The organism is Nocardia beijingensis NBRC 16342 (genome assembly GCF_001612785.1).
GTDB lineage: Bacteria > Actinomycetota > Actinomycetes > Mycobacteriales > Mycobacteriaceae > Nocardia > Nocardia beijingensis.
The window spans coordinates 1-13130 of the sequence record NZ_BDBC01000028.1 but is presented as its reverse complement, the minus strand read 5'-3'; the positions used below and the strand labels follow the sequence as shown (position 1 = coordinate 13130).

General features: G+C 68.9%; 11 protein-coding genes. 4 read left to right on the top strand and 7 right to left on the bottom strand.

The window, feature by feature from the left end; translation table 11 throughout:
• The first annotated feature begins 56 nt into the window (after positions 1-56).
• Complete coding sequence (locus NB3_RS17440) at positions 57-1889, top strand: APC family permease (protein ID WP_244891945.1); 1833 nt, start codon at positions 57-59, stop codon at positions 1887-1889.
• A 1-nt stretch (position 1890) separates the two neighbouring features.
• On the opposite strand, the gene NB3_RS17435 is transcribed toward NB3_RS17440, so the two are convergent.
• The 6 genes from NB3_RS17435 to typA all read right to left on the bottom strand — a co-directional run bounded on the left by NB3_RS17435 (position 1891) and on the right by typA (position 9588).
• On the bottom strand, positions 1891-2328 hold the full coding sequence (locus tag NB3_RS17435; protein WP_157111835.1) for a hypothetical protein: 438 nt from the start codon (positions 2326-2328) through the stop codon (positions 1891-1893).
• Positions 2325-2483 carry a hypothetical protein gene (locus NB3_RS35610; RefSeq protein ID WP_169810701.1) on the bottom strand — a complete coding sequence of 53 codons (159 nt, stop codon included), beginning with the start codon at positions 2481-2483 and terminating at the stop codon, positions 2325-2327. The genes NB3_RS17435 and NB3_RS35610 overlap by 4 nt, the downstream gene beginning before the upstream one ends.
• Before the next feature lie 36 nt (positions 2484-2519).
• Positions 2520-3989: an amino acid permease gene (locus NB3_RS17430; RefSeq protein ID WP_067804097.1), complete on the bottom strand. Its 1470-nt coding sequence runs from the start codon at positions 3987-3989 to the stop codon at positions 2520-2522.
• A 181-nt stretch (positions 3990-4170) separates the two neighbouring features.
• Positions 4171-5070 (bottom strand): N-acetyl-1-D-myo-inositol-2-amino-2-deoxy-alpha-D-glucopyranoside deacetylase, encoded by a 900-nt coding sequence (gene mshB, locus NB3_RS17425; protein ID WP_371855914.1) that lies wholly within the window; start codon positions 5068-5070, stop codon positions 4171-4173.
• Positions 5052-6779, bottom strand: a complete 1728-nt coding sequence (locus NB3_RS17420; protein WP_280516587.1) for an ABC transporter family substrate-binding protein — start codon at positions 6777-6779, stop codon at positions 5052-5054. Before NB3_RS17420 ends, mshB begins: the two co-directional genes overlap by 19 nt.
• A 910-nt stretch (positions 6780-7689) precedes the next feature.
• Positions 7690-9588, bottom strand: a complete 1899-nt coding sequence (typA, locus tag NB3_RS17415; protein ID WP_067804091.1) for a translational GTPase TypA — start codon at positions 9586-9588, stop codon at positions 7690-7692.
• Between the two features lie 230 nt (positions 9589-9818).
• On the opposite strand from typA, the gene NB3_RS35605 reads away from it, so the two are divergent.
• Positions 9819-9995 carry a hypothetical protein gene (locus tag NB3_RS35605; RefSeq protein ID WP_085994939.1) on the top strand — a complete coding sequence of 59 codons (177 nt, stop codon included), beginning with the start codon at positions 9819-9821 and terminating at the stop codon, positions 9993-9995.
• A 52-nt stretch (positions 9996-10047) separates the two neighbouring features.
• Entirely contained in the window at positions 10048-10335 is a 288-nt protein-coding gene (locus NB3_RS17405) for a 4a-hydroxytetrahydrobiopterin dehydratase (RefSeq protein WP_067804086.1), read from the top strand.
• A 436-nt stretch (positions 10336-10771) separates the two neighbouring features.
• Here NB3_RS17405 and NB3_RS17400 read toward each other — a convergent pair whose 3' ends face one another.
• Entirely contained in the window at positions 10772-12070 is a 1299-nt protein-coding gene (locus NB3_RS17400; protein ID WP_307694892.1) for a mannosyltransferase, read from the bottom strand.
• A gap of 253 nt (positions 12071-12323) precedes the next feature.
• Between NB3_RS17400 and NB3_RS17395 the strand changes: the two genes are divergently transcribed.
• Complete coding sequence (locus NB3_RS17395) at positions 12324-13124, top strand: Rv1157c family protein (protein ID WP_067804083.1); 801 nt, start codon at positions 12324-12326, stop codon at positions 13122-13124.
• Positions 13125-13130: the final 6 nt, after the last annotated feature.

Here is a 13130-nt window from a genome sequence, read left to right as displayed (position 1 = left end):
CCGGCAGGTGTCGCTGATCGGTTGCCGGCCGACGGCGGAGTTCAATGGACGCCGTGGTGACCAAGACCGAGCCGCACCATACGGAGCCACGGATCGCCGACCGCAGGGTCCGGCAGATGCAGCGGGCGGACAAGTTCCGGCTCACCGCGGTGGGCGGGCTCGCCGCGCTCTCGCTGGACGCGTTGTCCAGCGTGGCCTACGGGCCGGAGGCGATCGTGCTGGTGCTGGTGGCGGCGGGAGCGGCGGCCGTCTCCTGGACGCTACCGGTGGCCTGCGCGATCGCCGCGCTGTTGCTGGTGCTCGTGCTCTCCTACCGGCAGGTGATCGCGGTGCACCCGGACGGCGGCGGCGCGTACGCGGTCGCCAAGAAGCAGCTCGGCAGGCCCGCCGCGCTGCTCGCGGCCGCGAGCTTGGTCGTGGACTATGTGCTGACCGTCGCCGTCAGCCTCGCCGCGGGCGCCGCCAGCTTGGCCAGCGCGTTCCCCGCCCTGGCCGACGAACTGCTGCCGATGACGCTGATCGGGCTCGCGGCGCTGACCGTGATCAACCTGATCGGGGTGGCGGAATCGGCGCGGGTCCTGATGGGGCCCGCGCTCTTGTTCGTCCTGCTCATAGGCGGCGTCATCGTCGTAGGACTGCTGCGGCCGGAGCCTGCCGCGCTGATCGGCGGCGACCCCGGCCCGATCACGCCGGTCGAGGCGCTCGGAATCGTTCTGCTGCTCAAGGCTTTCGCGGCGGGATGCTCGTCGCTGACCGGTGTGGAAGCGATCGCCAACGCCGTGCCCGCCTTCCGCAGCCCCGCCGTGCGCCGCGCGCAGCACACCGAGGTGGCGCTCGGCGTCCTGCTCGGCGCGATGCTGCTCGGGCTGGCGGTGCTGATCCGCGCGCACCACGTGACGCCGCGCCAGGACGTGACCGTCCTGGCGCAGCTGGCGGCGGGGGCGTTCGGCACCGGCTGGCTGTTCTACCTCACCAACCTCGCGGTCACCGCGGTGCTGTTGCTCGCGGCGAACACCAGTTTCGGCGGTCTGCCGGTCCTGCTGGCGCTGCTGGCCAAGGACCACAGGGCGCCGTCGCTGTTCGCGCTGCGGTCCGAACGCCCGGTCTTCCGCTACGGCGTCAGCGCCCTGGCCTTGCTGGCCGGGCTGGTGCTGCTGGCTGTCGACGCCGAAACTCACCGATTGCTGCCTGTTTTCGCGATCGGCGTCTTCATCGGGTTCACCATCAGCCAGACCGGCCTGGTGCTGCACTGGTGGCGCGTGCGTGAGCGCGGGTGGCTGCCGCGCGCGCTGCTGAACGGATTCGGCGCGACCCTCACCGCCGTCGCGGGCGTCGTGCTGCTGGCGGAGAAGTTCACCGAGGGCGCGTGGCTGCTGCTGCTCATCATCCCCGCGCTGGTGACCCTCTTCTACCGGATCGAGAACTACTACGGCGAGGTCGCGAGGCAGCTGCGGCTGCGTGCGATCCCGCCCCGCCCGCGCCCCGCACCGGAGGCGAAAGAACTGGTCGTCGTCCCGGTGGTCACCATGAGCGAGGTGACCTATCGCGCCTTGGAAGCCGCCTTGCGCATGCGGGGCGAGATCGTCGCGGTGGCCGCCGACATCGATCCGGCCACGACCAAACGGCTCAGCGCCCAGTGGAAGGAGTGGGATCCTGGCGTCCCGCTCGCGGTGCTCCCGTGCCCGCATCGCAGCCTGGTGTCCACCCTCGTCGGCTACGTCCGCAAGCAGACCGACGCCGGGCTCGGCGTCACCGTGCTGCTCGCGCACGTGGAAGCCAGGCACTGGTGGCAACGCCCGCTGCACAATCCGCGCGGGCCGGTGCTCACCGCCGCGTTGCGCGTTCGCACCGAGGCCGTGATCGCGACCCTGGCGGTTCGGCTCGCGTGAGTCAGCGGCGGCCGAAGACGCGCGCGTTCGCCTGGATGTAGAGGTAGGCCAGCGGCGGCAGCAGTCCCGCGAACAGCAACAGCGCCGTGCGCCAATCGCTGCCGAGCAGAATGTCGCCGCCCGGCCCCGCGCTGGCGCAGACCAGGAAACCGAACGCCCAGGAAACGAGTGGAAGGCCGAACAGCGCGGGACGCCGGGTGACCGATCGCGCGCCCATGACGAGCAGAACGTTCACCACCCCCGCCACCACGGCGGAAACCGGGAACGCGACCGAGCCCAGATAGGTCGGCAGGTACAACACCTCGAGCGCCAGGGTGAGCAGGGCGTCCACGGTCAGTACGACGAGAATCGCCGGCCCGAGAATGCCCACGGTGAGCCGGGTGGCACCGGATGCCACGGGAGCGCGATCGCCTGCGGGGTCGTCGACCGTGGTCGTCACGACACCGGCGGGTAGCCGAGGAGGGTCAACAGATGACTCTGCATGTCGGCGAACGCGTACAGCACCGTCATATACAGGTCGTGCTGCTCCTGCCAGTGCGGCCGCATGCTGTCGACGAACGCCGCGATCGCGTTCTGGACCTCCCAGTTGTACATACTGCCGAGTCTATTCCGGCGCGACCGGGCGCATGATCAGTTCTCCCGGTCGGCAGGCAGTGCGGCGACCACGGAGGATTCGCCGGTGGCGCCGCCACGCTCCGCGGCGATAGCCAGCACCCGCTTGCGCGCGGCGAACCAGCCGACGATCAGCGCGGGGACGATCAGGGCGATGGTCGCGACCGTCCAGGTCCCCACCGGATAGTCGAACCCGGTCAGCACGACGACGAAGAACAGGAACACCAGCGTGAGCAGACCGGTGTACGGCGCGCCGAACATGCGGAACGCGGGCCGCTGCACGCGTCCTCGAACCGACCAGCGCCACAACTGCAACTGGCACAGCACGATGGTGGCCCAGGAGGCGACGATGCCGAGCGAGGCCATGTTCAGCACGATCTCGAACGCCTGATCCGGGACGATGCCGTTGAGCGCGATGCCGACCAGCGCGATCAGGCTGGTGAGCAGGATGCCGCCGTAAGGAACGCCGTTGCCGCCCATCACCCCGGTGAATCTCGGCGCGCTGCCGTTCATCGACATCGAGCGCAGGATGCGGCCGGTCGAGTAGAGACCGGCGTTCAGGCTGGAGAACGCCGCGGTCAGCACCACCAGATTCATCACGCTGCCGATCCCGGGGACGCCGAGCATGGTGAAGAAGGTGACGAACGGGCTCTCGTCGGCGGTGTAGTGCGTGTAGGGCAGCAGCAGTCCGAGCAGGACCAGCGAGCCGACGTAGAAGACGGCGATCCGGAGGATCACCGAATTGATCGCCCGCGGCATGATCTTCTCCGGGCGCTCCGTCTCACCCGCCGCGGTGCCGACCAATTCGACAGCGGCGTAAGCGAACACGACACCGGACACCACCACGACCAACGGCATGACGCCGGTCGGGAACAGGCCGCCGTGCTCGGCGACGACGCTCGGCCCGGTCGCGGCGCCCTGCACGGTGAAGCGGCCCAGCAGGAAGATCGTGCCGACGATCAGGAACGCGCTGAGCGCGAACACTTTCACCAGCGCGGCCCAGAATTCCATCTCACCGAACCACTTCACCGACACCAGGTTGATGCCGAGCACGATGACCAGCGCCACCAGCGCGAGCAGCCATTGCGGAACGGCGGAGAACCCCGACCAGTAGTGGAAGTACTGCGCGATCGCGGTGGTGTCGGCGATGCCGGTCATCGACCAGTTCAGGAAGTACATCCAGCCTGCGACGAAGGCCGCCTTCTCACCGAAGAACTCGCGCGCGTAGGACACGAACGACCCGGACGACGGCCGGTGCAGGACCAGTTCGCCGAGCGCGCGCAGGATGAGGAACGCGAAGAATCCGCACACGCCGTAGACCAGGAACAACCCGGGTCCGGCGCTGGCCAGCCTGCCACCGGCGCCGAGGAACAAGCCGGTGCCGATGGCGCCGCCGATCGCGATCATCTGCAGCTGCCGCGGCTTCAGACTCTTGTGGTACCCGTGGTCCTCGATGCCGAGGTGGGCGTTGTCGCCGCGCGCTGTCATGAACCGACGGATCCTCCGTTGCGATGTCCCGAGATCACCGCCGAACGGTACCCGCCGTTCCGATACCCCTCACTGCCAGCCCTGGGGGTACAGAGCCTCGACGTCCGGATAAGTTCCGGAACAGGCGGGCGAATTATGTGAATTGTCCGGAATCGCGCATGGCGCCCGTAGGCGCGCTTCGTCACTCCAGTCCGGCGAACAGGTCGTGCTCCCGCCCGTCCGGCCCGAGTGGACCGCGCCGCCCCCGCACCAGGATGAAGTGTTCCTCGGGCAGCACCGGCTGAGCGACATCGTTCGACAGCGCGAATTCCCGGCCCGACGGCGCGAGGATGACCTGGGTGGCGTGCGCCCGCAGCGCGGCGCGCTTGGCCGCCAGCACCTCGGAGACATCGATCGTGGTGGTCACCGCGTCGCTGGGCACGCTCGCGAGCTCGCCTTCGGCGGGCAGCCGCCATCCGGGCGGCAGCGCGCCGGGCAGGCCGGCGGCCGTGCGCCGGGCCAGCGCGGCGGTGTGCAGGCGCAGCATGTCGGCGTCGGTGACGGTCCAGTAGTACTTCGGGACGTCCCAGCCCTCACTCGCGGCGGCGTGCACCGCGGCCGTGGTGACCTCGTGCGCCCGGATGTGGTCGGGGTGGCCGTAGCCGCCGTTCGGGTCGTAGCCGACCACCACGCGGGGTCGCAGGCGAAGCATCACGTCCGTGAGCGCCAGTACCGCGTCGTCGCCGGAGCGGGTGAACGCGCGCGGCTTGTCCGCGGCGGGCGTGCCCGCCATCCCGGAGTCGCGCCAGCGTCCCGCGCCCCCGAGGAAGTGCGGCGGTCCGGCGTCCAGCGCGGCCAGCGCGTGGGTCAGTTCGAGCACGCGATAGCCGCCGAGTTGGTCGGCGTGGTCCGCGACGAGCAGCGCCCACTCGTCGCCGATCACCTCGCCCTCCTCACCGAGGGTGCAGGTCACCACGGTGACCGGCACACCGCGACGGCGGTAGTGCGCGATCGTGCCGCCGGTGGTGATGGACTCGTCGTCCGGGTGGGCGTGGACCAGCAGCAGCCCACCGGCCGCCGCGGTCACGGGATCCTGCGCCACATGGACGCGTCGCCGAAGATGCCGACCTGTATCGCGCCGCTGAGCGAGGCGCCGTCCAGCCGGGGACCGGACGCGGCGACGGCGTTGTCCTGCACGATCGGCAGCACCGTCGCCATGGCCCACAGCTTGGGCTCCGCTTCGGCGAGCACCCGTCCCACGTCGCCGCCGCGCAGCGCGTCATCGATCGCGGGTTGCAGGGTCGGATCACATACGCCGGACAGGTTGCTCGGCGCTCGCTGCGCTGCCTCGGCGATGGCCTGCGCCGGACCGGTGACCCCTGGCAGCGCGGGCGGCGGGCATCCGTACCGGGAAGCCAGCACGGTCGCCGGGTCGGAACCGGCCACCTCCCAGCCGACGATCGCGTCGACCGTGCCCTCCAGCAGTTCCTTGCCGTACAGCTCGTCGGCGGCGACACTGTGCACCGTCGCGTCGATACCGGCGCTGCGCAACTGGTCGGCGGCGGTGTTGGCCACGGCCAAGGCGGTGGCGTCCCGGTCGACCGCGCCGATGCGGACGGTCAGCGGCTTGCCGTCCTTGCCGACGGTGCGCGGCTGCGGGGCGGGCGAGGTCGGGGATGCGGCGCGCGGCGGCTCCGGCGCCCGGCCGTACCCGGCGGCGGCGAGCAGCGCGAACGCCTCCTCCGCCGACGGCCGAGGCGGAGCGGTCGGGGCGTATCCGGGATCGGACGGTGCGAGCACCTGTGCGCGCGCGGGTTCCACCCAGTTGCCGGTCTGCGCGCCGACGGTGGCCAGCAGGGCCGGATCCAGCAGGGCGAGCACACCCGAGCGGACCCGGGGGTCGCTCAGTTCCCCTTTGCGTCCGTTGAGCGCCATTTGCAGTACCCGTGACTGCGGCATGATCGCGGTTCGCACCGACGGAATCGCCCCCAGTTGCGCCTGGGTCGCCACTCCCCCGTGCACCAGCGCCATCTGCACGTCGCCGGTGCGCAGCGAGCCCGCCAGCTGCGCGGGCGTGCCGCCGCGGCGCAGCAGGATCTGGCCCGGCATCGCCGGTGTGCCCCAGAAGCGGTCGTTGCGTTCCAGCAGCATCTCGTCGCGGCCGGGGTCGGCCGAGCGGATGCCGAACGGCCCTCCGGACACCCGGACGCCGTTGACCTGACCGTTCATCCCCCTGGCGAAGCCGCCGGGAGCGTCCTTGAGCAGATGGGACGGCAGCAGATCGGTGAACAACTCGCGCCAGCCGGGGTAGGGCTGCGTCATCACGACGGTGACCGTCTTGCCGCCCGCCGACGAATTGACATCCGAGATCATCCGGTAGCCCGCCGGGTCGACGACTCCCGGTTCGGAGATCATCTCCTGCCACAGGTAGCGGAAGTCCTCGGCCGCGATCGGCGCACCGTCCGACCAGGACGCTTCGTTGCGCAGCTTGTAGGTGATCGTGAACGGTTCCTGCGCGGTGACTTCGGCGGACACCAGCAACGACGAATCCGGCACCCAGGCCGTCGCTCCCGGCCGGGCCGGATCGGGCACCGGCCGGAACGGGCTCGGCAACACCAGGGACGCGATCGCCGAGGTCGCGGCGGACTGATCCGAGCGCAGGTGGGGATTGAACGCGGTGCCGATGGTGTCCAACGCGACGACCACGGTCGTCTCCGCGGGCTTGACCGGCGTGGTCTTCGGGCTGTCGGTGCTCTCGATGGGCGGCGGCGGATTCGCCGCACAGCTGCTGATCAACGTCAGCACTGCCACGGCCGGCAACAACGTGCGCCACGCTGCGCGTTTTCCTGCGCCCACTTTCACGCTCGGGAACTCTACCGTACGGCCGAGTCCGTTCCCAGATTCCGCTGGCGGACAGGGAAACAACGCGGTCGCGCTGATATCGCGGAGCGGAAACACAACAGCGCCACGGGTCCACCTCGCGCGGCCATACTGCGGGAACCCGGCAAATATTCGGCGTGCCTGCCGTAGTGCAATAGCAGGCCATATCGGCGCGTAAGTCGTTCGACAATCCGATACGCATCGGGCCGTTCGCGCGAGAGCGATACGACTCGACACAGAAGTGAACGGTTGCGCAGACACGAACAGAAGGCGAATGTGATTCGACAGCACACCGTCCGGCGGGCAGGGCAACCACCCACGCACCCTGCCTGGTCCGACCATGTCCGGTCGCTCGGTAGCCGGAAAAGCTCACGCCGAGACCGATCGGTACGACCGAGGACGAGATAAGGAAGGCACACTGCACGGCCTTTTACTCGATCAGACCACGCAAGACCTTCCCAGATGCGACCCGGCGGGAAATCCCGGAGAAACTTTTCCCGCCGACCGAGCGGGTCCGGGAACTATTTCCGCATAAATCGACCGATTCCGAACCCGCATAGATGCGCAGGAATCACCGATCCGAATTACGCACAGTGGAATGAATACTTTTCGATGATGGCGCACCGGACTTCACCGCAACACATATCACGGCAACATAATTCTCCCGATCGCCACCACGACGCCTCGTGATCGCGATGAATTCCGGTGGCATCCAAGCGCGCACCGATCGGAAACGAGCTCGCGGCTCACCGCGCGCCCAGTGCCGACGGCCCCCACCTGCGGCTCCACCCGGTATTCGGTACCGCTCGCGGCGGCACCGAATACCTTGCGGGAAGAGCGATTACAGCGCCGCGCGGTCGCGCGCCTTGCGCCGGGACAGTTCCCGTGCGCGCTCGTTCTGCGCGAGGATCACCTTGCGCACCCGCACCACCTCCGGGGTGACCTCGACGCACTCGTCGGCGGCGCAGAACTCCATGGCGCCTTCCAGATCCAGCTGCAACGGCTTGGCCAGGGTCTCGATCACGTCGGCTGTGGAGCTGCGCATGTTGGTCAGCTTCTTCTCGCGCGTGACGTTGATGTCGAGATCCTCCGCGCGCGGGTTGACGCCGACGACGTGTCCCTCGTAGGTGTCCGCGCCCGGCTCGACGAAGAACTGGCCGCGGTCGGCCAGCTGGATCATGGCGAACGGCGTCACCGTGCCCGCCCGGTCGGAGACCAGCGAGCCGGTGTGCCTGGCCCGGATCTCGCCCGCCCACGGCGCGTAGCCGTGCGACACGGCGTTGGCGATGCCGGTGCCCCGGGTCTCGGTGAGGAAGTCGGTGCGGAAGCCGATCAGGCCGCGCGAGGGAACGATGAACTCCATCCGCACCCAGCCCGCGGCGTGGTTGCTCATCTGCACCATCTTGCCCTTGCGCGCGGCGAGCAGCTGGGTGATCGCGCCGAGGTACTCCTCCGGGCAGTCGATGGTCAGCTCCTCGTACGGCTCGTGCACCTTGCCGTCGACCTGCCTCGTGACCACCTGCGGCTTGCCGACGGTCAGCTCGAAGCCCTCGCGGCGCATGGTCTCGACCAGGATGGCCAGCGCAAGCTCACCGCGGCCCTGCACCTCCCAGGCGTCGGGGCGCCCGATGTCGAGCACGCGCAGCGACACGTTGCCGACCAGTTCCTGGTCCAGGCGCGCCTTCACCATGCGGGCGGTCAGCTTGTGCCCCTGCACCCGGCCGACCAGCGGCGAGGTGTTGGTGCCGATGGTGACCGAGATGGCGGGCTCGTCGACGGTGATGCGCGGCAACGCGACCGGGTTGTCGATATCGGCGAGCGTATCGCCGATCATGATCTCCGGGATGCCCGCGATGGCGACGATGTCGCCCGCGACGGCCAGCTCACCCGGCTTGCGCTCGACGCCGACGGTCTGCAGCAGTTCGGTGATCTTCACCTGCTTGACGCCGTCGGCGTGCATCCACGCGACGTTCTGCCCCTTGCGCAGTTCGCCGTTGTGAATGCGCACCAGCGCGAGGCGGCCGAGGAACGCCGAGGCGTCCAGGTTGGTGACGTGCGCCTGCAGCGGCGCGGACGGATCGCCCTTCGGCGCCGGGATGTGCTCGAGCAGCACGTCGAACAGCGCGTCGAGGTTCTCCGCGTCGGGGGCGTTGCCGTTGTCCGGGCGCTCCTTGGAGGCCTTGCCCTCGCGCCCCGAGGCGTACAGCACCGGCAGATCCAGCGCGAGCTCGGCGGCCTCGGCAGCGGCGTCGTCCAGATCGGAGGCCAGGTCGAGCAACAGGTCGTGGCTCTCCTCGACGACTTCCTCGATGCGGGCGTCGGGACGGTCGGTCTTGTTGACGACCAGGATCACCGGCAGCGACGCGGCCAGCGCCTTGCGCAGCACGAACCGGGTCTGCGGCAGCGGCCCCTCGGACGCGTCCACCAGCAGCACCACGCCGTCCACCATGGACAGGCCGCGCTCGACCTCGCCACCGAAGTCGGCGTGGCCGGGGGTGTCGATGACGTTGATCACGGTGACCGAGCCGTCCGGATGGTGCCGGTGCACGGCCGTGTTCTTGGCGAGAATGGTGATGCCCTTCTCGCGTTCCAGGTCGCCGGAGTCCATCACGCGATCGACGGGCTCGGCCCGCTCGGCGAAGGCGCCCGACTGGCGCAGCATGGCGTCGACCAGGGTCGTCTTGCCGTGGTCGACGTGGGCCACGATGGCGACGTTGCGAAAATCGCGTGCAGACGACACGCCTGAATCCTCCTGCTGTTCGGTGTTGGAGCCGACGTTGCTCGGTGTCCGGCGTGCACGGACTCTCCGTGGTTACGCAGGCTGCCGCCTCCGGGGCCTGACGCACACGCCGGGCTCCCTGCGGAACAGGGGAGAATCGAAACTCACCAGGCATCGCGGCGAACTACACCCTACCGGCAGTCCGCTCGGGGCAGCGTTTCAGCCTTTGTACTAAGGGTATGCTAACCGCCGTGGGCAAGGTCAAAGCCAAGAAGGTTTCGAGCCTGAAACCGAAGAAGAAGTGCTGTCGGAAGAAGACGCGCTGCCTGAAGTGCCCCGTGGTCATCATGCGGATGAAGAAGTGCGAAGCGGCCGGTGTGACCGGCAAGGATCTGAAGAAGGCACTCAAGCAGGCGCGCGCTGCCTGACCCCCGCCGCCACCCTTCCCGGGGCGGCCCGAGGCGAGTAGTAAGGAGTGTTATGGCGCAGCAGACACTGCTCTCCGATACCGAAATCGCCGAAGCTCTCACCGAATTGCCGGAGTGGTCCAGATCAGGGGACGCCCTGACCCGCACCGTCGAAGCGGCCACCTTCCCCGCCGGCATCGAGCTGGTGCGCCGGGTCGCCGACGTCGCGGAAGAGGCGAACCACCATCCCGACATCGACATCCGCTGGCGCAAGGTCACCTTCACCTTGTCCACCCACTCCGCGGGCGGCCTCACCGCACTGGATGTCGCGCTGGCGCACGAAATAGATCGGCTGTGTTGAATTTGCAGCGCCTGCGGCGCTGCGTGTTCGCGGCCCCCTTATGGCTCGCATCCGAGCGACCACCGCTAGCGACTGCGTCGCGGACGCGGCGGCCACTCGGACGCGAGCCGGGCCGCGAACGGAACAGGCTCGGTCTCGCTTCGCTCGAAAGACGTGGTTGCGGTGCGCTGGGCACGTCGGTGTCAATGCCCGCGATCAGGCGTACGCGGTTCGTAGGGGCTGATTGTCGGCTCGGCCGACTGTCCGCTCACTGCTTCGTCGCCTACGCGGCGGCCACGCGCACGCGAGCCGAGCCGCGAAGGGCGGATGCTCTGTCTCGCTTCGCTCGAAAGACGTGGTCGGGGTGAGCTGGGCGCGACAATATGGGATCTGCGGCATTTGAGTGACCTGCCGTCGAAGATCTCGGCGGTGACTTTCCGGGCACGGCAAGCGACACCTATGCGGCGCGCGGGGTGCCCTCGGTCGTCGCGGGGGTTCTTTCGTCCGAGGCTGGTCGCGCGTAGCGGGTTCCGAAGCGGATCACCCAGAGGTAGAACACCACGACGCCGAGCGCGTCGACGGCGCCGAGCCAGGCCAGCACGCCCGGCCGGGAGATGGTCCAGATCGAATCCTGGAAGAACGACAGCACCCACGGTGCGCCGACGAGCATGGTCACCAGCCAGTACCCGGCGATGATCCGCGCGCCGGGCGCCCCGCGCAGCGGCCCGTACACCAGCCACAGCACCGTCGGCAGCAGCCATACCCAGTGATGCGACCAGGAGATGGGCGAGACCATCAGCCCGAACAGCTGCACGACGATCAGCGTGCCGAGCCGGTCGTCCTGGTCGAGCGCGCGCCAAGCCAGGAACGCCAGCACCGCGACCACCAGCACGGCCGCGATCCACCACGGGCCCGACTGCACGTCGTAGCCGAGGATCCGGCTCAGCGTGCCGCGCAGCGACTGGTTCCACACCGACCCCACCGGGCCGATGCGGTCGGCGTCGCCGAGCAGCGTGCCGAAGTACTGGCGCGCCTCCACCGGGGCGATCAGGAAGCTCAGTCCCACCGTGGCACCGAAGACCACCGCCGACCACACCACCGTCGCCCAGCGCCTGCGCGCGACGAAATACAACCCCGTGATCGCGGGCGTCAGCTTGATGCCCGCGACTATCCCGACGAGTCCGCCGGAGAGCCACCACCGGGAACTGCGTACCGCCAGCATCCCGCCGAGCACCAGGAAGACATTGACCTGGCCGTAATCCATGGTGGTTCGCACCGGTTCCAGCCACAGCCCCAGCGCGGTCCAGCCGACGGTGGCGGCCCGCCATCCCGGCGTGCGCAATCGCTGCGCCCCGAACAGCAGTTCCAGACTGATGTGCACCACCGCGTACAGCGCCGCGGCGATGGCCAGCAACCATGCCACGGCGACCAGGGTGAACGGCAGATAGTGCAGGGGGAAGAAGACCACCGCGGCGAAAGGCGGATAAGTGAACGGCAACGGGAAGTCGGGTGTCTTCTCCGCATAGGTGAAGTCATAGAGCTGATCGGTCAGCAGCGCGGCCGACCCGCCGACGTAGACGTGCAGGTCGACGAGGTTCATCCCGTTCGGGGACAGCAGCATCCACAGCAGCCGGGCCAGCACGGACAGGCCCAGCACCGACACGGCCCATCGGAGATGACGATTCAAATCGCTGGCTTTCGGCTCGAGTGCGGTGCGTCGGTTCGGCGCGCCCGGACTTGGATGTTCTGGCGACAGCGCGGACGGCACCGATTAGATTAACCGCAGCTCGAATCCGGTCGGTTCCACCCTCGAACCACCGATAACATTTGCATCAACTTTCACATCAGTAACATCGGGGCGCGGTATCTTCTGCTAACACTGTTCGTCCACGGCGGCTTCCGGACCCCGCGGCTGTACACATAGCCGCAATGTCCCTAGAGTGACCCCGGAAACGATGGCTTTTAGCAATCGAACCCCTGATGTACCCGAGGTAAGGACGGCCAGACCAGTGCTTCGCACCCGAGGATCGCGGATCGCATTGTCCGCACTCGTCATCGCGGCGAGTGCCACGCTCGCCGCGCCGACGACAGCAATCGCGGCCCCCGCACCCGCCGCCACGGCGGCTACGAACAGCGTTCCCATGGTTCCCGAAGGTGTTCCGGTGGACGCGCTGGCCGCGCTCGCCCCAGCCATCGTCGGCGCCATCGCTGGCCCCGCTGATATCGCGAGCCCGGCGGGCATCGCCGGACCGCAGTCGGCCATCCTCGATCAGGCCCGCAGACTGCTGGCCACCTTGAACCTTCCGCCGCAGATCAAGTCCACGCTGGAACGGATCATCACCTTCCTGGACGGCAGCGGCGGCGGAGGCCCCGAGGTGCCGCAGGACGGCCCGGTGATCGCCCAGTTCCTGTACCCGAGCATCGGCAAGGGCTGCATCGGCCCGTCCGCCGACTCGGTGGGCACCGCCCTGGCCGTGCCCGGGCCCGCCACGCTGCCGCCCCCCGGCCCGAAGGCAGGTCAGACCGGTTTCGTCTTCACCGCGCTCGGCACCAAGGGGCCGACCCCGGTGCAGGACCCGCCGATGACGGTGCAGTGGCTGAACCTCGACACCCGCCAGTCCGGCGTCCTGCCGCTGACCGACGAGGCCAAGATCAACCCCGACGGCCCCGCCACGCTGTCCGCGATCGCCGACACGGGCACCGGCCGCGTCGTCGCGGTCGTCTCCGGCTCGCTGACCACCAAGGCCGCCGACGCGGAGGCGCGGACCTGCTCGTTCCTGCCGACACTCGGATTCTTCACCGTAGGCTGAATCCTT